This window comes from Mesorhizobium sp. B2-4-15 (genome assembly GCF_006658505.1).
Classification (GTDB): domain Bacteria; phylum Pseudomonadota; class Alphaproteobacteria; order Rhizobiales; family Rhizobiaceae; genus Mesorhizobium.
The window spans coordinates 14,716-35,177 of record NZ_VFUZ01000022.1 but is presented as its reverse complement, the minus strand read 5'-3'; the positions used below and the strand labels follow the sequence as shown (position 1 = coordinate 35,177).

The 20,462-nt window shown below is 64.5% G+C and carries 17 protein-coding genes; 14 read left to right on the top strand and 3 right to left on the bottom strand.

Going from position 1 to position 20,462, the window contains the following annotated elements; all coding sequences use genetic code 11:
• Positions 1-40 precede the first annotated feature (40 nt).
• The gene (gene speB / locus FJ930_RS22890; RefSeq protein WP_141840210.1) at positions 41-1,102 is read right to left on the bottom strand and encodes an agmatinase; all 1,062 of its coding nucleotides are present in this window, start codon (positions 1,100-1,102) and stop codon (positions 41-43) included.
• A 206-nt stretch (positions 1,103-1,308) separates the two neighbouring features.
• Here speB and gcvA point away from each other — a divergent pair, with 206 nt between their 5' ends.
• From gcvA to FJ930_RS22845, 8 genes are all read left to right on the top strand, one after another.
• Entirely contained in the window at positions 1,309-2,283 is a 975-nt protein-coding gene (gene gcvA, locus FJ930_RS22885) for a transcriptional regulator GcvA (RefSeq protein WP_141840209.1), read from the top strand.
• Positions 2,284-2,418: 135 nt separating this feature from the next.
• Positions 2,419-3,723 carry a nicotinate phosphoribosyltransferase gene (pncB, locus tag FJ930_RS22880; protein ID WP_140744014.1) on the top strand — a complete coding sequence of 435 codons (1,305 nt, stop codon included), beginning with the start codon at positions 2,419-2,421 and terminating at the stop codon, positions 3,721-3,723.
• A gap of 27 nt (positions 3,724-3,750) precedes the next feature.
• The gene (locus FJ930_RS22875; protein ID WP_246676996.1) at positions 3,751-5,343 is read left to right on the top strand and encodes a hypothetical protein; all 1,593 of its coding nucleotides are present in this window, start codon (positions 3,751-3,753) and stop codon (positions 5,341-5,343) included.
• Between the two features lie 184 nt (positions 5,344-5,527).
• On the top strand, positions 5,528-6,829 hold the full coding sequence (locus FJ930_RS22870; RefSeq protein WP_141840207.1) for an ABC transporter substrate-binding protein: 1,302 nt from the start codon (positions 5,528-5,530) through the stop codon (positions 6,827-6,829).
• Between the two features lie 207 nt (positions 6,830-7,036).
• Entirely contained in the window at positions 7,037-7,918 is an 882-nt protein-coding gene (locus FJ930_RS22860) for a branched-chain amino acid ABC transporter permease (RefSeq protein ID WP_141840206.1), read from the top strand.
• Positions 7,915-8,877 carry a branched-chain amino acid ABC transporter permease gene (locus tag FJ930_RS22855; protein ID WP_141840205.1) on the top strand — a complete coding sequence of 321 codons (963 nt, stop codon included), beginning with the start codon at positions 7,915-7,917 and terminating at the stop codon, positions 8,875-8,877. The genes FJ930_RS22860 and FJ930_RS22855 overlap by 4 nt, the downstream gene beginning before the upstream one ends.
• A complete protein-coding gene (locus tag FJ930_RS22850; RefSeq protein WP_141840204.1) occupies positions 8,874-9,599 on the top strand; it encodes an ABC transporter ATP-binding protein in 726 nt (241 codons plus the stop codon). Before FJ930_RS22855 ends, FJ930_RS22850 begins: the two co-directional genes overlap by 4 nt.
• Entirely contained in the window at positions 9,596-10,318 is a 723-nt protein-coding gene (locus FJ930_RS22845) for an ABC transporter ATP-binding protein (protein ID WP_140744002.1), read from the top strand. Before FJ930_RS22850 ends, FJ930_RS22845 begins: the two co-directional genes overlap by 4 nt.
• Positions 10,319-10,559: 241 nt before the next feature.
• Here FJ930_RS22845 and FJ930_RS22835 read toward each other — a convergent pair whose 3' ends face one another.
• Together FJ930_RS22835 and pncA are read right to left on the bottom strand one after the other, a co-directional pair.
• Entirely contained in the window at positions 10,560-11,972 is a 1,413-nt protein-coding gene (locus FJ930_RS22835; RefSeq protein ID WP_140744111.1) for a sodium:proton antiporter, read from the bottom strand.
• A 45-nt stretch (positions 11,973-12,017) separates the two neighbouring features.
• The gene (pncA, locus tag FJ930_RS22830; RefSeq protein WP_141840202.1) at positions 12,018-12,632 is read right to left on the bottom strand and encodes a bifunctional nicotinamidase/pyrazinamidase; all 615 of its coding nucleotides are present in this window, start codon (positions 12,630-12,632) and stop codon (positions 12,018-12,020) included.
• A 297-nt stretch (positions 12,633-12,929) separates the two neighbouring features.
• Here pncA and FJ930_RS22825 point away from each other — a divergent pair, with 297 nt between their 5' ends.
• The 6 genes from FJ930_RS22825 to FJ930_RS22800 are packed head-to-tail and all read left to right on the top strand — an operon-like array spanning position 12,930 to position 20,231.
• Positions 12,930-13,787, top strand: a complete 858-nt coding sequence (locus FJ930_RS22825; protein ID WP_141840201.1) for a xanthine dehydrogenase family protein subunit M — start codon at positions 12,930-12,932, stop codon at positions 13,785-13,787.
• A gap of 17 nt (positions 13,788-13,804) precedes the next feature.
• A complete protein-coding gene (locus FJ930_RS22820) occupies positions 13,805-16,774 on the top strand; it encodes a molybdopterin-dependent oxidoreductase (protein WP_141840260.1) in 2,970 nt (989 codons plus the stop codon).
• The gene (locus FJ930_RS22815) at positions 16,771-18,312 is read left to right on the top strand and encodes a 6-hydroxynicotinate reductase (RefSeq protein ID WP_141840200.1); all 1,542 of its coding nucleotides are present in this window, start codon (positions 16,771-16,773) and stop codon (positions 18,310-18,312) included. Before FJ930_RS22820 ends, FJ930_RS22815 begins: the two co-directional genes overlap by 4 nt.
• The gene (locus tag FJ930_RS22810) at positions 18,312-19,196 is read left to right on the top strand and encodes a UPF0280 family protein (RefSeq protein ID WP_141840259.1); all 885 of its coding nucleotides are present in this window, start codon (positions 18,312-18,314) and stop codon (positions 19,194-19,196) included. The genes FJ930_RS22815 and FJ930_RS22810 overlap by 1 nt, the downstream gene beginning before the upstream one ends.
• Positions 19,189-19,773: an amino acid synthesis family protein gene (locus FJ930_RS22805; protein WP_141840199.1), complete on the top strand. Its 585-nt coding sequence runs from the start codon at positions 19,189-19,191 to the stop codon at positions 19,771-19,773. The genes FJ930_RS22810 and FJ930_RS22805 overlap by 8 nt, the downstream gene beginning before the upstream one ends.
• A complete protein-coding gene (locus FJ930_RS22800) occupies positions 19,770-20,231 on the top strand; it encodes a MarR family transcriptional regulator (RefSeq protein ID WP_140743988.1) in 462 nt (153 codons plus the stop codon). Before FJ930_RS22805 ends, FJ930_RS22800 begins: the two co-directional genes overlap by 4 nt.
• The last annotated feature ends 231 nt before the right edge of the window (positions 20,232-20,462 follow it).

The window sequence follows — 20,462 nt, the reverse complement described above, 5'->3', positions numbered from 1 at the left end:
TCGCCGGCTCCAGCGCGGCGGCCGCCTTGGATTTCAGGCGTCAGGCTCCCTTGCCGATCACGGCCGGGCTGAACACCATCAGGCTCAGTATCTCGAACAGCACCTGGGCGCCGGCATGCGCGGTGTTGGTGGTCGCGTCATATTGCGGTGCCACCTCGACGACGTCGCCGCCGACGATGTTGAGACCCTTGAGGCCGCGCAGCAGTTCGAGCACTTCGCGCGTCGTCAGACCGCCGACCTCCGGCGTTCCGGTGCCTGGGGCAAAGGCCGGGTCGACGCTGTCGATGTCGAAGGACACATAGGTCGGGCCGTCGCCGACTATTCTGCGCGCCTTTTCAATAATGGCTGGAATGCCGAGCCCGGTCACCTCCTCTGCATGCACCACGGTCATCCCTGACTCGTAGGTGAACTCCCAGAGATATTCGGCCGAGCCGCGGATGCCGATCTGGATGGTGCGCGTCGGGTCGAGCACGCCATCGAGCACCGCGTTGCGGAACGGCCCGCCGTGGTGGAACTTGGTCATGTCGAATAGACCGCTGGTGTCGCAATGGGCATCGATGTGGATCAGCCCCACCGGAGCCTTCTTGCCGACGGCCTTCAGGATCGGATGGCTGATCGAATGGTCGCCGCCGACCGAGAGCGGGATGACACCGGCATCGACGATCTGGTTGGCGCGGCGCTCGATGTCCTCATGGCTGGTCTCCAGCCGGTAGCGGCTGCGGAACGGCGTGTCGCCGATGTCGGCCACGCGCAGCTCGTGCGTCGGCGCGCATTCCAGCACATGATTGTAGGGGCCGATGCGCTCGATGGCGCGCAGCGCCCTCGGCCCAAAGCGCGAGCCCGGCCGGTTGGTGACGCCTAGGTCCATGGGCACGCCGATCATGGCCACCTGCAGGTCGCCGAAATCCGGGTTCTCCGCTGATATTTCGCGGTAGGGCGCGGCGAGGAAGGTCGGGATGCCGGAATAGGGCGCCAGCCTTGTGCCGCTCTTGGAGAAGATCTTGTCGGCGACCTTGCGGAATTTCGGGTCGAACATCTCGCCGCCATGGCTCTCGCCATATTTGCGACGCAACGCGTCGAGCTTGCCGCTGTTATAACCCATATCCATTCCTCCTCGATGGTGTCGCCGACCAGCGGGACCTCGGGCGAACCGACCATCATCCGGCCGGGTCGCCTGTCCCGCTCGCTGCCCGCAGATTTCAGGTCTCGATGCGATTGCAGGCAAAGTGTCCGGCAGCCGCATTGAAAAAGCAATTGATATTGTTAGGATGTTTTCTGTGAGAAAATCTCACAGTGAGCCGAGCGTCCATGGCCAAGCGCCTGCCCCCTCTGAACCCGTTGCGCGCCTTCGAGGCAACGGCGCGCCATGGCTCGCTGACCAAGGCGGCGAGTGAGCTCAATGTCACGCATGGCGCCGTCAGCCACCAGATCAAGGCGCTGGAGCAGTCGCTCGGCGTCAGGCTGTTCGAACGATCTGGCCAGCGGGTCAAGCTGACGCCGCATGGCGCGGAGCTTTTGCCGGCGGTGTCAACGGCTTTCGACGGCATCGCCGCCGCCACGCAGCGGCTGACGCGGCCGGCAAGCAGCGGCGCGCTTTCGGTGTCCTGCGTGCCGGCGTTGCTGCTTTTGTGGATGACGCCAAGGCTCGGCAGCTTCACCGCGCAGTATCCCGACATTCAGCTGACGCTCATCCCTTCCAACGATCCCAGGGATATCCGGGCGCCGCATATCGATGTCTGCGTGCACTATGGCAATGGCAGCTGGACCGATTGCTGGATGCGCAAATGGTCGGGCCTCGAACTGTTCCCGGTGGTCAGCCCGACACTGATCAACAATCGCCCGATCCGCACTGTTCGCGACCTCGCCTACCATGTGTTCCTGCATGGCGACGACGGCCGCGAATGGCACACCTGGCTGGCGGCAGCCGATGCGCTGGACCTCGAACGCGGCCGCCGCCATCATCTGGGTGATGCGCGCATGGCGGCCGAGGCCGCGGTGCACGGTCACGGCGTGGCGCTGGGCGATTCCGTGACGGCAAGCGCGTTGCTGGCCAGGGGTATGCTGGTCGCGCCGTTCAGCCTGTCGGTGCCGGCGGTCGATGATTTCTATGTCGTCTGCCGCAACGAGATGCGGACGACGCCGATCGTACAGGTGTTTATCGACTGGCTGTTCGCCGAGAAGGCCGAGGATGACAGCCGCGCCGACGCCCCGGTCGCGGGCCGCCTCGTGACCCGACGCAAACGTCCGGCGCTCAAGGTGGTGGGCGGCAAACCCGCGAGCTGATGCAGCCTAGGCCCGGCCGCATGCAGGCCCTTCTTTTTGTCGGGCCAGCCTGAAAGCGGGCAGCGTTTTGGCTAATTCGATGCTATGAGGCCTGTCGCGATTGTGGATGGCAGGCAGCGAAGGCGACAACGAGACATGGCCAGGACCGATATTGCGCGGCGCGTCTACAACCATACCTGGAAGCTCGACCCGATCGTGCGCAGCCTGCTCGATACCGACTTCTACAAGCTTTTGATGTTGCAGATGATCTGGGGCATGTACCCCAAGGTCGACGCCACCTTCTCGCTGATCAACCGCACCACCTCGGTGCGGCTTGCCGACGAGATCGACGAGGGCGAGTTGCGCGAACAACTCGATCATGCCCGCACCTTGCGCTTCTCCAAGAAGGAGATGATCTGGCTCGGCGGCAACAATTTCTATGGCCGCAAGCAGATTTTCGAGCCGGAATTCCTCGCCTGGCTGGAAGGCTTCAGGTTGCCCGACTACGAGCTTGCCAAGCATGACGGGCAGTACGAACTGACCTTTCCCGGCCCATGGATGTACACCACGCTGTGGGAAATTCCCGCGCTCGCCATCATCAACGAATTGCGTTCGCGGGCCGCGATGCGGGCGTTCGGGCCGTTCACGCTCGACGTGCTCTATGCCCGCGCCAAGGCCAAGATGTGGGACAAGACCGAGCGGCTGAAGGCGCTGCCCGGCATCCGCATTTCCGACTTCGGCACGCGCCGGCGGCATTCCTTCCTGTGGCAGCGCTGGTGCGTCGAAGCGCTGAAGGAAGGCATCGGCGAGGCCTTCACCGGCACCTCCAACGTGCTGCTGGCCATGGACAACGACCTCGAAGCGCTCGGCACCAACGCACATGAATTGCCGATGGTGTTCGCGGCCCTCGCAAACTCGGAAAAGGAATTGCGGCAAGCGCCCTACAAAGTGCTGCAGGATTGGCAGCGCTATTATGGCGGTAATCTGCTGATCGTGCTGCCTGACGCCTTCGGCACGGCGTCGTTCCTGCGCGACGCGCCGGACTGGGTGGCCGACTGGACCGGCTTCCGCCCCGACAGCGCGCCGCCGATCGAGGGCGGCGAAAAGATCCTGTCGTGGTGGCGCGAGAAGGGCAAGGACCCCAAGCAGAAGCTGCTGATCTTCTCCGATGGGCTCGAAGTGGAAACCATCGAGGAGACGTACCGCCACTTCAAGGGCAAGGTGCGCATGTCCTTCGGCTGGGGCACCAATCTGACCAACGATTTCGAAGGCTGCGCGCCAACGGAAACCAACAGCCTGGATGCCATATCGCTGGTCTGCAAGGTCACCGAGGCCAATGGCCGGCCGGCGGTCAAGCTCTCCGATAATCCAGCCAAGGCGACCGGCGACGAGAAGGAGATCCAGCGTTATCTGCGGATCTTTGGCGAGAAGGATCGCGTGGAGCAGCTGGTCAAGGTGTGAGAGGTGGCGGGGGACTCTTTGACAAGTATGAGTTCCTTCGCGCCCCCCTCTGTCCTGCCGGACATCTCCCCCGCAGGGAGGGAGATTGGCAGCTTCTGTCGTGCCACCTTATTCTGCGGCGTAGAAGTTTGGCGAAAGCCGCGGCGACATCCGATCTCCCCCCTTGCGGGGGAGACGTCCGGCAGGACAGAGGGGGGTGGGAAGTATCTCGACTGGCGAAAATGTGCTCCCGTCCTCATTCTTTTGGCCCTCATCTGCGCCTCGCCCACCACCGCATTCGCCCATGCCTCCGACCGTGGCCACGTCCTGCTTCTCCCGACCGGCTACTACCTGGCTGGCGGCGCTTTCGCCGTGTCTGTCAGCTTCCTCGTGCTGGCGCTGCTGCCGCCGGCGGCTCTGGACAAATTCTGGCGCCGGCGCCTGCCGCTTTTCGTCTTCGGCGACGGCGCTCGCACGGCCATCAGTCTGATCTCCTTTGCCGGCTTTTCAATCCTCATCGCCGCCGGCCTTTTTGGCAGCCGCGACCCACTCTCCAACCCGTTGCCGCTCGTGGTCTGGACGCTGCTGTGGGCCGGCGTCACGCTGCTGCAGGGCCTCTTCGGCGACCTCTGGTCATGGCTCAACCCCTGGCACGGGGCGTGGCGCCTGGTCTCGCGCTTGTTCAGCATGAGCGACAAGGGACCGTGGCGCCTCCCCCGATGGCTCGGCCGCTGGCCGGCCGTCATCCTGTTCCTGGCCTTTGCCTGGTTCGAACTCATCGATCCGGCTCCCGACGACCCGGCTCGTCTCGCTTGGGCCGCCGGCCTCTACTGGCTGCTCGCCTTCCTCGCCATGCTGGTGTTCGGCTATCGGGAGTGGAGCCGCGGCGGCGAGTTCCTGACGGTCTTCTTCTCGATGGTGGCGCGCTTCGCGCCGGTCGAGCGCGACGGCGAAGGCCGGCTTGCTCTGTGCTGGCCAGGGGCCAAGCTGCTGACGGCCGAGCCATTGCCGCCCAGCGGCGTGGCCTTCCTGCTGCTGGCGCTGTCCTCGGTCTCGTTCGATGGCCTGTCGAAAACCTTTTTCTGGCTCGGCCTGTTCGGCGTCAATCCGCTCGAATTCCCGGGACGCACCACCGTGATCGGCAGCGGCACTTTCGGACTGGTGCTGACATTCGTGCTGCTGGCGGCGGTGTTTCTTTTCGCCGTTTTCCTCGGCCAGCGCCTTGCCGGCGGCGATCAGCGCTTCAGCCAGGCAATTGGCCTTCTGGTGTGGTCGATCGTGCCGATCGCACTCGCCTATCATGTCGCGCACTATCTGACGGCGTTGCTGGTCGACGGCCAGTATGCGCTGGCCTCCCTCTCCGATCCGTTCGCGCTGGGCTGGAACCTGTTCGGCACCGCCGACATGCAGATCGAGGCCGGGATCGTTGCCGGAGCCAGCTCAGCCTGGTGGCTGTGGAATATCCAGGCCGGCGCCATCATAACAGGCCATGTGCTCGCCGTTCTCGTCGCCCATGGCTGCGCCTGGCGCCTGCATCCGCGACCTGCCCGCGCCGCGCTCGGCCAGTTCCCGCTGACCGTGCTGATGATCGCTTACACCGTCTTCGGCCTCTGGCTGCTCGCGACGCCGACGGTCGGTTAGGTGCGTACCACCTTCGGGCGACATGCCTTGAAGCCATTGGCGCTGGAAAATAAACCGGGATTCCCCTAGGGAAGCGGCATTGCCGTGTCCGGACTTTGGTGATTTAGTTTGTACACATGCAATTTTTCGACTTCCGGACATGAGCGGACTTCGCGCTCCTAACGCTGAACAAGGGGAACGGCATATGGACAAGAGCAAGACCTTCAACCTCCCGAGAACCGGTCTCAGCCGCCGCACGGCGCTGAAAGGTCTGGCCGGTGGCGCCGGCCTCGCCATGGCGCCAGGTTTCGTCCGCTATTCCCAGGCGCAGAGTTCGGCGCCGATCAAGATCGGCTTCCAGTCGCACCGCACCGGCATTGGCGCTGCCTATGGCCGCTGGTACGAGAAGACCACCGCCGCGGCGATCAAGGCGATCAACGCCGCCGGCGGCATCAATGGCCGTCCGGTCGAGGTCATCATCGAGGATGACGGCACCGATCCCGGCCGAGGCGCCGAAGTGGTCGGCAAGTTCGCCACCCAGCACAAGACCGACATCGTCTTCGGCACGCTGTTTTCGCATGTCGTCATCGGCTCGGCTCCCGCCGCCGGCGAAGCCAAGATGCCTTATTTCGTCGTCAGCGAAGGCCACCACGTCGCCTCGACCAAGCTCAACCGCTATGTCTTCCAGCCCGGCATCACCGATGTGAAGAGCCAGATCCAGTCGATGGCGCCGTGGATCGCGGCCAATGCCGGCAAGAAGGTGACGCAGATCTTCCCCGATTTCGCCTTCGGCTACGACCACCGCGATTACCTGCCGCCGGCGCTGAAGGCGCAAGGCGCCGAGGTGATCGCGCAGATCGCCATCCCACCCACGGAATCCTCCTTCACCAAGTACTTCCCGCAGATCCCGGCCGAGACCGAGGTGATCTACCACGTCATGGTCGGCCCGGCGGTGCTTACCTTCGTCAAGGAACTCGGCGAATTCTACGGCTCCAACCGGCCGCAGCTGTTCGGCTTTATCGATTCGTTGGAAGCCGTCGACATCAACAGCCCCGGGCTCGAATTCCTCGACGGCAGCCATTTTTGGGAAGGCTCGCCGCGCTATGCGCAACCCGATGATTCCGCCGCGCAGAAAGCCTACCGCGCCGCCGTCGGCATCGACGACAATGGCGCGGCCGTCGGCGACCCCAAGGACGTATCCACCGCCGCGCATATGTTCGGCTGCTGGGAAACGCTCTACGTCGTCAAGAAGGCGATGGAGGACGCCGGCTATAAGGGGCCGGAAGACCGCGCCAAGCTGGTCGAGGCAACCGAGGCACTTACCGCCTTCGCCGAGGGACCTGAGCATCCGCAGGGTCCAAAAACCTTCAACGGCAAGATCCACCAGTGTTTCGGCATCCAGAACATCTCCAAGGTCGAGGGCGGCAAGCTCAAGGTCGTGCACAAGACCAAGATCGAGGATGGGCTATACGAGGCTGAAGGGGATTACACGACCCAGGCGCTTTAGCTTAGCAGCGTGAGCGCCCAGCCACCCCCCTCTGTCCTGCCGGACATCTCCCCCGCAAGGGGGGAGATCGGCAGTTCGTGCGACGGCATCTATTCGCCAGCCTCGGCATCTAGCGAAACCGGTGGCGACATCCAATCTCCCCCCTTGCGGGGGAGATGGCCGGCAGGCCAGAGGGGGGTGCCTCGCGCATCCGCAGGCGTCTAGTCCATGCACTTCGGTCCGCATCTCCTCCTCGCCGCCCTCGAAGGGCTCGTCACCTCCGCCGTGCTGGCGCTGACGGCTCTGGGCCTATCCCTGGTGTTTGGCGTCATGCGCGTCGTCAATGTCGCGCATGGCGAGTTCTTCATGCTGGGCGCCGTGCTGGCCTGGGCGATCTCGACGGCGATATCGGGCCACCCGGCGCTCGGCTTCCTGGCGGCACTGGTGATCGCGCCGCTGATCGTCGGCGCCATTGCGCTGATTGCCGAGCGGCTGGTGCTGCGCCGGCTCAATTACAATCCGGAAGCCACGATCGTCGCAACCATCGGCATGCTCTATATCATCCAGCAGTTGGCGCTGACCTTCTACGGCCCCGAGGCTCGGCCCGTCGAGCCGCCGTTCAGCTACCGTATCCTGCTGCCCTGGTTCGGCTATTCCGGCTACAAACTGTCTGTTATCGCTGCTTCCGCGTTGCTGCTCATCACCACATGGCTGGTGCTGACGCGCACGAAAATCGGCCTCATCATGCGCGCCACGCAGTATGACAGCGAAACGGCGCAGGCCTTCGGCATCCCCGTCGACCGCGTCTATGGCGGCGTCTTCGCGCTCGGCGCCATGCTGGCGGCCATCGCCGCTGTGCTGATCGTGCCGATCAGCCAGGCGCACTATCTGATGGGACAGGATCCGCTGCTGCTCTCCTTCATCGTCGTCATCATTGGCGGCCTCGGCTCGCTGCGCGGCACCGTGGTCGCCGCCGTGCTGATCGGCCTGTCGGACGGCATCATCTCGATGTTCTTCTCGCCGACCTTGGCCAAGATCATCGCCACGCTGCTGGTCGCCATGGTGCTGGTGTTCCGGCCGCAGGGCCTGTTTGGAACGGCATCGCGATGAGCGAAGCTTCGCCGGCAAAGGCCTACGCGCTGCATCTCGGCGTCATCGCGCTGCTTCTCGCGCTGAGTTTCGTGCTGCCGGGTTACTATCACGGCCTGCTCGCCCGCATCATGGTGCTGGCGGTGTTCGCCATGGGCTACAATATGCTGTTCGGCTATGCCGGCCTGCTCAGCCTCGGCCACGCCATGTTCTTCGGCGCCGGGCTCTATGGCGCCGGGCTCGCCATCATCCAACTCGGCTGGAGCGTGCCGGCGGCATTCGCGGCTGGCCTCGGCTGCGGTGTTGTTGTTTCCCTGATCATTGGCCTGCTGGCGCTGCGCACCACGGGTGTCGCCTTCATGATCGTCACGATGATGTTCGCGCAGGTCTTTTATCTGCTCATCCTCTACTTCGCGACGTGGACCGGGGGCGATCAGGGCCAGGTCGTGCCGCAGCCGGCGCGCGTTCTCGAATTCGGCGCGACCTCGCTCGATCTCACCAACCCGACCGTGCGCTACATGAGTGCGCTGGCGCTATTCACGATCGTGCTGCTGATCACTTTAGCCATCGTCCGCTCCCGATATGGCCGCGTGCTGGTCGCCATCCGCGAGAACGAGGAGCGGACCAAGATGCTGGGTTACGACACCTTCTCCAACAAGCTCATGGCCGTCGTCGTGTCCGGCGCGATCTGCGCGGCCTCGGGCGCCGCCTATGCGCTGCTGTTCGGCTATGTCGGCTCGAGCTTCGCTTCGGTGCAATATTCGATCCTGCCGCTGCTGTGGGTGCTGCTCGGGGGTGCCGCCACGACGCTCGGGCCGCTGCTCGGCACGCTGTTCATGTATTATGTCATCGACGTCACCAGCGGCTACACATCGGCCTATCTGCTGATCGTCGGGATCGCACTCATCCTTTTGGTGCTGTTCTTTCCCAAGGGCATTCTCGGCACCATTCGCCAGCGCTGGCTTGGATGGCTGCCATGACGCCACTGCTGACGACGAAAGGCCTATCGCGCAGCTTTGGCGGCCTGCGCGCCGTCGACAGCGTCGACTTCACCTTGATGCCCGGAGAAATCCGCGCCGTCATCGGCCCCAACGGCGCCGGCAAGACCACCTTTGTCAGCTTGGTCAGCGGTCGCATCCGGCCGACATCCGGCACGATCATCTTCGACGGCGCCGACATCACTGACCTGCCGGCCTATGCCCGCGTCCGCCAGGGTATAGCCTATACGTTCCAGATCACCAGCATCTATGCCAACCTCACCGTCTACGCCAACGTCGCGCTGCCCGTGCAGCTGACGCTGCGGCATGGCCATTCCAAGAGCGCGATACAGGCCGCGGTCATGGCGGCACTCGAACACACCGGCCTGGCCGACCGCGCCCATATGCCAGCCGGGCAATTGTCCTATGGTCACCAGCGCCTGCTGGAGGTCGCCATGGGCCTGGCCCTGAAGCCGCGTCTGCTGATCCTCGACGAGCCGACGCAGGGGCTGGCCGACAGCGAGATCGACAATTTCGTGGAGCTGGTGCGTGACATCGCCACGAACGCCACGGTGCTTTTGATCGAGCACAATATGCCTGTCGTCATGCAGCTTGCCGACCGCATCACGATCTTCAACGCCGGCAAGATCCTGGCCGAAGGCACGCCCGAGGCGATCCGCGACAATGCGGCGGTGCAGGACGCCTATCTGGGGACCGCCCCATGACGGACATAGGCAAGACGCAAGCCCTGGCGGTCTCGGGGCTGGACTGCTTCCATGGCGAGGTCCAAGTGCTCTACGGGCTCGATCTCGTGCTGAACAAGGGCGAGGTGCTGTGCCTGTTCGGCCGCAACGGCGCCGGCAAGACGACGACGCTCAAGGCGATCATGGGCCTGATTCCAGCCAGCGCCGGTTCGATCCGGCTCGGGGACCAGGAATTGACCGGTTTGCCGGCGCATGAAGTGCCGAGGGCAGGTGTCGCCTATGTGCCGCAAGGAAGGCGGCTGTTCGCCGAGATGACGGTGGCGGAAAACATCGAGATCGGGCTGATGGCGCGCGGCAAGGGCAAGGCGACGCGAGAGCGCGTGCTCGACCTCTTCCCGCTGCTGCGCCAGCGGCTGCGGCAGCGCTCGGGCACCTTGTCGGGCGGCGAACAGCAGATGCTGGCGATGGCCCGCGCGCTGTGCCTCGAGCCGCGGGTGCTCTTGCTCGACGAGCCGACCGAGGGCCTGATGCCGTCGATGATCGCAAAAATCCGCGAGACCGTGTCGACGCTGCGCGAGTTGGGCGTCTCCACCATCCTGGTCGAGCAGCGCGTCGATGCGGTGCTGTCGGTGGCCGACCGCGTCTCGTTCATCGAAAACGGCCGCAACCGCGAGACGGTGGATGTCGAGCACCTGCGTGCCGACCCGTCGGCGGTGAGGCGCTATGTGGGCGTGGGCTGAGACTGCAACGGCAATGACACTTTGCAAACGATAACGCAGCCCCTCATCCGCCTGCCGGCACCTTCTTCCCGTATGGTGACGGGGAGAAGGGAGAGGGCAGCAACGACGGCGCCCTTCCGACAACGTTGATGATTGGCGAAACCATTGGCAAAGGCGCTCTCCTCCCCGTCACCATACGGGGAGAAGTGCCCGGCAGGGCGATGAAGGGCGGCGCAAACGGTACGATTCAAAAAGCACCAATTCACCCACCAAAGAACAAAAAGCCCGCGGCCAAAAAGATCGGGATCAACACCAGCCCTGACCAAAGCATGTAGCCAAAAAAGCCAGGCATCTTCACACCGTGCTGCCGGGCGATGGCATAGACCATGAAGTTGGGCGCATTGCCGACATAGGTGTTGGCGCCCATGAACACCGCGCCGGCCGAAATCGCGGCGAGCGTCGAGGCAAGCTCGGTCATCAGGTGTCGTGGATCGCCGCCGGCAAGCTCGAAGAACACGAGATAGGTCGGCGCATTGTCCAGGAAGGACGACAATGCTCCGGTCAGCCAGAAATAGGCGAGATCGTTGGGCGTGCCATGGCCCGAGGTGACGAGCGCGACCAACGGCGCCAGCGCGCCGTCGTGGCCGGCTCTCAGGATGGCGACGACCGGCACGATGCAGATGAAGATGCCGGCAAACAATTTTGCCACCTCCGCGATCGGCCCCCAGTTGAAGCCGTTCGCTTGGCGGTACTCCTTGCGCGAGACGGCAAGCGAAACGAAGGCGAAGATCAGGATGATGGCGTCGCGGACCAGGTTCTGCAGCTCAAGGGTCACCCCTTGAATGGAGATGCTCACTCCGGGATTCCAGCTGGCCGACAGCAGGATGGCGCCGATGACGCCGGCCAGCAGCGGAATGTTGGGCAGGCCGCGAATGCGCACCTTCGAATCCGGTGTCGGGTCCTTGATCTTCGGCGCCCCGGCCTCGCGCCGATGCAGGATGATGTCGATGGCGAGAAATACCGCAAGCACGACACCGCCGGTAAACAGCGTCTCCCGGTACAAGTTCGTGGTCGTCCAGAAGAAGTCGACGCCGCGCAGGAAGCCGACGAACAGCGGCGGGTCGCCGAGCGGCGTCAGCGAGCCGCCGATGTTGGACACCAGGAAGATAAAGAAGACGACGACATGGGCGTTGAACGGCCTGGCGTCGTTGGCGCGGATGACCGGCCGGATCAGGATCATCGAGGCGCCCGTCGTGCCGATGACCGAAGCGAGCAGCGCGCCGGTGAGCAGCAATCCGGCATTGACCAGCGGCGTGCCGTGGATGTTGCCGGCGACCAGAATGCCGCCCGAAATGGTGAACAGCGCGAACAGCAGGATGATGAACGGCATGTATTCGGTGAGCAGCGCATGCAGCACTGCCTCGGTCGCCGATGGGACGCCGAAGGCAAGCGCCAGCGGTACGACCGCAAGGGCGGCCCAGAGGGCCGCGATCTTGCCGTAGTGTGGGTCCCAGACATGGTGGAACAGCAGCGGTCCGGTGGCAATCGACAGCAGCAGGCCGGCGAATGGCAGCACCCACCACAACGACATCACTTCACCCGGCAATCCGTGTGCCTCGGCCGCGAAGGCCGCGCCCGGGATCATCACCGTCATGGCGATGGCCGCACCCGTCATCACGCCTGCGGTGATCCGCAAAAAGTCCCCACGATGTCCCACTGTTCAGTCCGTCAAACTGTCTTCAAGCGCCACGCCGGCTTCGCGCATGCGCTGCAGCATCGCGTCGAGGGATCCGTTGAGGTCGATACCGCGACAGGCATCGAGCCGGACGGTGGTCTTGAACCCCTGGCTGACAGCATCCAGGGCCGAGAAGCCGACACAGAAATCGGTCGCCAGGCCGACCAGGGTCAGCGTGTCGATGCCCCGTTCCCTGAGATAGCCGGCGAGACCGGTGGGCGTCGTATGGTCATTCTCGAAGAAGGCCGAATAGCTGTCGATGTCAGGGCGAAATCCCTTACGGACAACCAACTCGGCCTTGGTCCAGGCAAGGCCGGAGTGGAAATCCGAACCCAGGCTGCCCTGGATGCAATGGTCCGGCCACAGCGTCTGCGGGCCATAGGGCATGTCGATCATCGTGAAGGGCTGTGCGCCCGGATGGCTGAAGGCGAAGCTCGAATGGCCGGCGGGATGCCAGTCCTGCGTCAGCACGACATGGTCGGCTCGCCGGATCAGATCGTTGACCAGCGGCACGATCTCGTCGCCACCGGTCACGGCCAGCGCGCCGCCCGGGCAAAAGTCATTTTGCAGGTCGATGACAACAAGCGCTTCGTCGGCCATGGGGCCTCCTTCTTCTCTGTCATGTGGCTCAGGCTACAGCAGAAAGATGCCGCTGACGCGACTGGACGCAGAAACTTGACCAGATGGCCGGCCGCGTCAACCTCCCATGCCATAACAAATGCGTTTCGGCTCACCCGGCGCCGGCAACGGTGCAAACTCTGGCTTTGACAATTTCCACCGGCTTGATATCATTTGCATACGAATGAATTTCCGGTTTCGGAAACCGGCAAGAAACTCCAGGCAAGACACCCTGGGCGGGCCAAATTCGGGAAGGCTCATTCTCTGGGAAGGCAAAGCGTGATCCGTTACGCGAAACCCACCACGGTCGACGAGGCTCTCGCTTTGCTTGGCGAGGGTGCGTGGCGTATCCTGGCCGGTGGCACGGATTTCTATCCGGCACAGGGCGCCAAACCGTTCCGCGACAATGTCCTCGACATCAACGGTCTCACTTCGTTGCGCGGTATCTTTGAAACGGATGACCACTTCGTCATCGGCGCACGCACGACATGGACCGACATCATCCACCATCCCTTGCCGTCGGCCTTCGACGCGCTGAAACAGGCCGCGCGCGAGGTCGGTTCGCCACAGATCCAGAATGTTGCCTCCGTCGCCGGCAATCTCTGCAACGCCTCGCCGGCCGCCGACGGCGTACCCGGCCTGCTGATCCTCGACGCCGAGGTCGAGCTCAGTTCGACAGCCGCGACGCGTCATCTGCCCCTGCCGGATTTCATTCTTGGCAACCGCCGCATCGCTCTGAAACCTGACGAAATGGTAACGGCCATCCGCGTGCCGAAACCGGCCGGCACGTCAGCTTTCGTCAAGCTGGGCGCACGGCGCTATCTCGTCATTTCCATTGCCATGGCGGCGGCGCGCCTGGTCGTTGAAGACGGTACGGTCACGGAAGCAGCGGTCGCCGTTGGCTCCTGTTCAGCGGTTGCCAAGCGCCTTGCCGGTGTTGAGCAGGCCTTGCGTGGTCGACGGGCCGATGACGGGCTTGCGGCTGCGGTGCAGTCCGCGCCGATGACTGAGCTGTCGCCGATCGCCGATGTGCGCGGCAGCGCCGAGTATCGGATCGAAGCGGTACGTGAGATCGTCGCGCGGGCCGTGCTGACGGCAGCCGGACCGATGGGCGGCCACATGGTGGCGGCGGCATGAGACAAGCTCAGCCTGACATGAGCCAGGTCCTGCCTGACGTCAGCGAAACCCGGACCGATCCGGGCGGAGTTCCACCGGGCCTCGGCCTTGAACGCTCCGACATCGCCTTCGCGGTCAATGGCGCTGCCGTCTCTGTCAATGTTCCCCCATTGCGCCGACTATCCCTGGTGCTGCGCGACGAATTGCACCTGACGGGCACCAAGGTCGGTTGCGACGCCGGCGATTGCGGCGCCTGCACTGTGCTGGTCGACGGCGATCCGGTCTGCGCCTGCCTGATGCCGGCGGCATCCGTCGCCGGCACGGCGGTGACCACGGTCGAAGGCCTCGCCAATGACCGGCTGTCGGCGCTGCAATCATCTTTCCTCGTGCATGGCGCGGCGCAGTGCGGCATCTGCACGCCGGCGCTGCTGGTCGCGGCGACGGCGCTGCTGGAGACGAAACCCAGACCGACCGAGACCGAGGTGCAGGACGCGCTGGGCGGCATTTTGTGCCGCTGCACCGGATACCGGAAGATCATCGCGGCGGTAATGAATGCTGAACAGTTTTCGAATGCAGGCGCTGCCCCTCATCCGCCTGCCGGCACCTTCTCCCCGTCAAGTGACGGGGAGAAGGGAATGGCCGCATCGCTGGCGACCCCCTCTCCCCGTTTTTCACGGGGAGAGGGTAAGGGTGAGGGGCAGCGCCAACAGCAATCGTTGGATCTCGCCCTCGATCGCAGGATGCCGGCCTCGGGCAAGGCCGTCGGCTCCTCGCCGATCCGGCTCGACGGTGTGCCGAAAGTCACTGGAGACGAAAAATTCGGCGGCGATTCATTCCCTGCCGATGCGCTTGCCGTTCTGGTGGTCCGTTCGCCGCATTATCATGCCAGCTTCGTCTTCGGCGATCTCGATGGCTGGGCAAAGAGCCATCCCGGCGTCGTCGGTGTCTTCACGGCTGCCGATATTCCGGGAAAGAACTGTTTCGGTGTGATTGGCCCGTTCGCCGACCAGCCGGCCCTGGCCGAAGGCTTTGCCCGGCTGCGCGGCGAGGCGGTGGCGCTGGTCGCGGGCGAGCGCGAGGCGATCCTCGATCTCGACCTGTCGGATTTCCCCATCCGTTGGACCGAGCTGCCGCATGTGCTGCATGTCGGCGAAGCGCAAGCCGAAGGTGCGGTGCTGATCCATGACAACCGCCCCGCCAACCTGTTGACCAAGGGCTTCGTCGAACGCGGCGATCCCGAAGCCGCACTCGCCAATGCAGCCGTCACCGTGTCGGGCGCGATCGACACTTCCTATGTCGAGCACGCCTATATTGAGCCGGAGGCCGGCCATGCCTATATGGACGACGACACGCTGGTCGTCGTCGCCTGCACGCAGGCGCCCTACATGGACCGCGACGATACCGCGAAGGTGCTTGGCCTTGCCGTCGACAAGGTGCGCATCGTGCCGACCGCGACCGGCGGTGGCTTCGGCTCGAAACTCGACGTTTCGCTGCAGCCGCTGATCGGCCTTGTCGCATTGAAGACGGGACGCCCGGCAGCCTTGGCCTACACCCGCAACGAATCGATGATGTCGACCACCAAGCGCCATCCGGCCGAGATGAAAGCGACCATAGGCGCCGACACCGATGGTCATGTCACCGGCATGGTCTTTGCCGGCGATTTCAACACCGGCCCTTATGCAAGCTGGGGGCCGACCGTCGCCAACCGCGTGCCCGTGCATGCATCCGGCCCCTATGCGACGCCGAACTACCGGGCCGAGGGCCGCGCCATCCATACGCATGGTCCGATCTCGGGCGCCTTCCGTGGCTTCGGCGTGCCGCAGGCGACCATCATGCAGGAGACGCTCTATGATGAGCTGGCCGGCAAGCTCGGCGTCGACCGGCTCGATTTTCGTTTGATAAACTGCCTTCGGAACGGCTCCGAAACGGTTACCGGACAGAGGTTGGAGTCCGGTGTCGGTATCGCCGAATGCCTCGAGGCGCTGCGGCCCCACTGGCGGCGTGCGACGGCGGACGCGGACGCCTTCAACACTACCCACGCGGACATTAAGCGCGGCGTTGGCTTGGCGTCCTGCTGGTATGGCTGCGGCAACACCTCGCTGCCCAATCCGTCGACGATCCGGGTCGGCATCGCGGCTTCGGGCGATGTGATCCTGCACCAGGGCGCCGTCGACATCGGCCAGGGCTCGAACACCGTCATCACGCAGATCTGCGCCGACGCGCTTGGACTGCCGCTGGAAAAATTCCGGCTTAAGGGCGCAGACACGGCGATCAGCCCCGACGCCGGCAAGACTTCAGCCTCGCGCCAGACTTTCGTCACCGGCAAGGCGGCCGAAAAGGCTGGCCGCGCCTTGCGCGAAACCATTTTGCGCTACGCCAATGTCTCCGAAAACGCTTCGCTCCAGTTGGACGGGTCCGCCATCCTCATCCTCGAGGGTGACGCCGCCCGCCGTATCGACCTCGCCTCCCTCGACGTCGATGCCGATAGCTTCGTCTTCCGCGCCGAGGAAACTTACGATCCGCCAACACTGCCGCTGGATGCCAAGGGCCAGGGCAAGCCCTATGCCGTCTACGGCTATGGCGCGCAGATCGCCGAGCTCGAGGTCGACCTCAAGCTCGGCACGGTGAAGCTGATCAACATCACCGCCGCGCACGACGTCGGCAAGGCGATCAACCCGCTGCTGGTCGAAGGCCAGATCGAGGGCGGCATCGCGCAAGGCATCGGCATGGCGCTGATGGAGGAATACATTCCCGGCCGCACCGAGAACCTCCACGATTATCTCATCCCGACGATCGGCGACGTGCCACCGATCGAGACCATCCTGGTCGAGGTCCCCGATCCCGAAGGGCCGTTCGGCGCCAAGGGCCTAGGCGAGCATGTGCTGATCCCGACGGCGCCGGCGATCCTGAACGCCATCCGCCACGCCACCGGCGTTCTGGTTACAAAAATTCCGGCGACGCCGACGCGTATCCGCGCCGCCATCCGCGAAAAGGAGGCACGCCCATGAGCGAGCTTGCCGAACGCTTCGAAACCCATGATCCCGGCGAGAAGCAGGTGGCGGAGAAGATCCGCTGCGATGCCTGCCCGGTCATGTGCTACATCGCGGATGGCCGCACCGGCGCCTGCGATCGCTACGGCAATGTCGGCGGCCGCATCCTGCGCATGGACCCGCTGACCATCCTCGACCATGCGGCGGAGATCGGCGGCGCCATGGTTCCGTTCGTCGCCGAGGGCGAAGCATGGAATGGCGAGTTGCTCAACACCGGCCGCCGCTTCGTCACCGCAATCGGCGCCGGCACCACCTATCCCGACTACAAGCCGGCCCCCTTCATCGTCAGCCAGGAGGTCGAGGGCGTCGACCTTGTCACCGTCGTCACCGAAGGCATTTTTTCGTACTGCGGCGTCAAGGTGAAGATCGACACCGACCGGCATATCGGGCCGGAAACCGCGACTGTTCGGGCCGAAGGCGAGGCGATCGGCCATGTCACCACGGGCGAATACGGCTCGCAGATGCTGTCGCTGGGCGGCGTGCATCATTTGACCGGCGGCTCCAAAGCGGAGGGCCGCGCCACGTGTGACGCGCTGCTCAATCTGTGCAACCGCAAACCGGTGGAACTCACCATCGACGGCGGCGCCACCATCATCGTCGAAGCCGGCAGACCACCTGTCATCGACGGCAAGCAGGAACACCGCATGCGCGTCGGCTGCGGCTCGGCCACCATCGGCATGTTCGCCACGCAGTGGCGCGGGCTGGTCGACGAGGTTGTGGTGGTCGACGACCACATCACCGGCGTCGTTTCCGAGCACCAGGCCGGCAAGGTGCTGGGCTGGCAGGATACCGGGATAAAGATCATCGGCCGCCGTTCGACGCCCGGCCGCTACTTCAAGGTCTCCGAGCCCGGTCTCGGCTGGGGCGGCACCAGCATTTCCGACCCGCTGTCGATCCTCGGCGCGTGGAACGGCAAGAAGGGCGCACGGCCGGGCCTGTCGCTGCTGATGGTTTCGACCACCGGCGAGCAGTTCGCCTATTACGAACTCGACGACGATCTGAAGCCGGTCGAAAAACCGTTTCCCGAACGACTGCGGAAGTCGGTCGAGCTGATCGAGGACAATTGCGAACCGGCGCTGTGCACCGTCCTGTTCATTGGCGGCGCCGGCGGTTCGCTGCGCGCCGGCGTCACCGAAAACCCGGTCAACCTCACCCGCTCGGTGCAAGGCCTGAAGACTTATGTGACGGTCGGCGGCGCGCCGGTCTATGTCTGGCCTGGCGGCGGCATCACGCTGATGGTCGATGTCACCAGGGTGCCCGAAGGCGCCTTCGGCTATGTGCCGACACCGGCGCTGGTGGCGCCGATCGAGTTCACCTTGCGCCGTGACGATTACATCAGGCTCGGCGGCTACGAGGCCGAAATCCGCAGTGTCGAGGATATCGTCGCCAAGGGCGGCGAGTATCTCAATCCCCGGCGTGGCACCGGCGCGCCGGGCAGCAATCCCTGGCCGCCACTGGCGCAATTGCGGCGCGCCGCGTCGAACGGGGCCGGATGATGGACGGTCCGCAAGCGCATTGGCTGCAGGACGGCAAGCGGCTGCATCTCCACCATGGACCGATCGACCTGATCGTCGAGGCGTTTGGTGAGGCGCAGGAATGCCGCCTGGCCTATGAGCAGGCCGTCGCGCGTTTCCAGACGATCCTGATCGAGCTGGTCAGAGAGCTTCCCGAATTGCGGCTTCCGGCCTTCTTCCTGCGGCCACGCGCCTTTGATGGTCCGACGGCGCGCCGCATGGAAGCGGCCGTGATACCCTTGGCGGAGTGCTTCATAACACCGATGGCCGCCGTTGCAGGATCGGTAGCCGACGAAATGCTCGCCGCACTGCTTGCCGGCCGCAGGCTCGATCGCGCCTATGTCAACAATGGCGGGGACAGCGCTCTCCACATCCGCAAGGGCCGGTCTATGGGCTTGGCCGTCGCCGGCACCGGCAATGGCATGGCCGACCGGATCACCATTCGCGCGGAAGATGGCGTTCACGGCGTCGCCACCAGTGGCTGGCGCGGTCGTTCCTTCTCGCTCGGCATTGCCGACGCCGTCACAGTGCTCGCGCGGACCGGCGCCGAGGCCGATGCGGCGGCGACGCTCATTGCCAACGCGGTGGACCTGCCGGGCAATCCTGCCATCAGCCGCGTGCCCGCACGTGAACTGTCGCCCGACAGCGATCTTGGCGCGCGGCTGGTGACGCAAGGCGTCGGCGCGCTTGCACCTGGCGAGGTGGCGCGGGCGCTGGACAGTGGTCTTGCCGTCGCCGAAGATTTTCGCCGGCGCGGCCTGATTGCCGGATCGGCGCTTTTTCTTGGCGGTGAGGCCCGTATCGCTGGCTCCGTCGCGCTAGCCGCACCCAACAAGGATGAACGGAAGGAAGTTGCCCATGCCTGAGTTTCCAGTCCGCAAGATCGCGGTGCTGAGCGAGGAGATCTTTCATGATGGCGGGCCGGTGGCCGAAGTGCCGCGCCGGCGTGCCGCGGCAATGGCCGTGGTCAAGAACCCGTTCGCCGGGCGTTATGTCGAGGATTTGCAGAGCGCCATGGACGATCTGAAGCCGCTTGGGCTGCTGCTCGCCGATCGGCTGATCGCAGCCCTCGGCGGCGACGTGAAACAGATCGACGGCTACGGCAAGGGGGCGATTGTCGGCACCGCGGGCGAACTGGAACACGGCGCGCTCTGGCATGTGCCGGGCGGCTACGCCATGCGCGAGCGGCTCGGCGACGCGAAGGCGATCGTGCCGTCGGCCAAGAAGGTCGGCGCCTTCGGGTCAAGGCTCGACGTGCCGCTCGGCCATATCAACGCCGCCTATGTGCGCAGCCATTTCGACGCCATGGAGGTCGGCGTCAGCGACGGGCCGCGCCCCGACGAAATCCTGTTCTGCCTCGCCATGACCTGCGGCCCGCGCGTCCACGATCGTATGGGAGGCTTGGCGGCCGAAGACATCAAGGCCTGGGACGGGCTGCGGTGAGCGGCGAGGACAATCTGCTCAAGCTGGTCGAGGTCGAAGAGGCCGACGATCACGATTACCGCCTGCAGGAGCAGGTCGGCTTCATCCTGCGCAAGGCGCATCAGCGGCACGTCTCGATCTTCGCCGCGCATATCGCGGACCTGACGCCGCCGCAATTCGCGGCACTGGCCAAGCTGCGCGATGTCGGCGAGACCTCGCAGAACCAGCTCGGCACGCTGATCGCCATGGATGCGGCGACGGTGAAGGGCGTCATCGACCGGCTGAAGGCGCGCGGCCTGGTCGAACTCTCCAAGCATGAGGTCGACAAAAGGCGGCTGCTGGTCAACCTGACCGCGGAAGGACGCGACGCGATCGATCGCCTGATCCCGTTGGCCCGCGAGATCACCAGGGAAACGCTGGCGCCGCTCTCGGCAAAGGAGATCGCCATATTCATGAAGCTGCTGGCGAAACTGGCTTGAGAGCAGACTTACAGGCTGCAGAGGTTGGTTGGACGAGGCAGTTGGCGCATCCGCGTCATGCTGTCGGCGTCCGTGCACCCATGCAATCGGTCTATTCTGTTACCTATGTTTCCGGTCGGACACCGGACACTTCTCCCCGTATGGTGACGGGGGAGTTGAGAAAGTGGTCCGCGCAGCGGACGAAAAGCCAATTGCTTGGCTTTTCGAACGACGAACACCCGGCAGGTGGAT

Excerpts from the sequence above, each read along its gene's own strand:
- speB (WP_141840210.1), bottom strand. The coding sequence starts at position 1,102 with ATGGGTTATAACAGCGGCAAGCTCGACGCGTTGCGTCGCAAATATGGC.
- gcvA (WP_141840209.1), top strand. The coding sequence starts at position 1,309 with ATGGCCAAGCGCCTGCCCCCTCTGAACCCGTTGCGCGCCTTCGAGGCA.
- pncB (WP_140744014.1), top strand. The coding sequence starts at position 2,419 with ATGGCCAGGACCGATATTGCGCGGCGCGTCTACAACCATACCTGGAAG.
- FJ930_RS22875 (WP_246676996.1), top strand. The coding sequence starts at position 3,751 with ATGAGTTCCTTCGCGCCCCCCTCTGTCCTGCCGGACATCTCCCCCGCA.
- FJ930_RS22870 (WP_141840207.1), top strand. The coding sequence starts at position 5,528 with ATGGACAAGAGCAAGACCTTCAACCTCCCGAGAACCGGTCTCAGCCGC.
- FJ930_RS22860 (WP_141840206.1), top strand. The coding sequence starts at position 7,037 with ATGCACTTCGGTCCGCATCTCCTCCTCGCCGCCCTCGAAGGGCTCGTC.
- FJ930_RS22855 (WP_141840205.1), top strand. The coding sequence starts at position 7,915 with ATGAGCGAAGCTTCGCCGGCAAAGGCCTACGCGCTGCATCTCGGCGTC.
- FJ930_RS22850 (WP_141840204.1), top strand. The coding sequence starts at position 8,874 with ATGACGCCACTGCTGACGACGAAAGGCCTATCGCGCAGCTTTGGCGGC.
- FJ930_RS22845 (WP_140744002.1), top strand. The coding sequence starts at position 9,596 with ATGACGGACATAGGCAAGACGCAAGCCCTGGCGGTCTCGGGGCTGGAC.
- FJ930_RS22835 (WP_140744111.1), bottom strand. The coding sequence starts at position 11,972 with ATGACGGGTGCGGCCATCGCCATGACGGTGATGATCCCGGGCGCGGCC.
- pncA (WP_141840202.1), bottom strand. The coding sequence starts at position 12,632 with ATGGCCGACGAAGCGCTTGTTGTCATCGACCTGCAAAATGACTTTTGC.
- FJ930_RS22820 (WP_141840260.1), top strand. The coding sequence starts at position 13,805 with ATGAGCCAGGTCCTGCCTGACGTCAGCGAAACCCGGACCGATCCGGGC.
- FJ930_RS22815 (WP_141840200.1), top strand. The coding sequence starts at position 16,771 with ATGAGCGAGCTTGCCGAACGCTTCGAAACCCATGATCCCGGCGAGAAG.
- FJ930_RS22810 (WP_141840259.1), top strand. The coding sequence starts at position 18,312 with ATGGACGGTCCGCAAGCGCATTGGCTGCAGGACGGCAAGCGGCTGCAT.
- FJ930_RS22805 (WP_141840199.1), top strand. The coding sequence starts at position 19,189 with ATGCCTGAGTTTCCAGTCCGCAAGATCGCGGTGCTGAGCGAGGAGATC.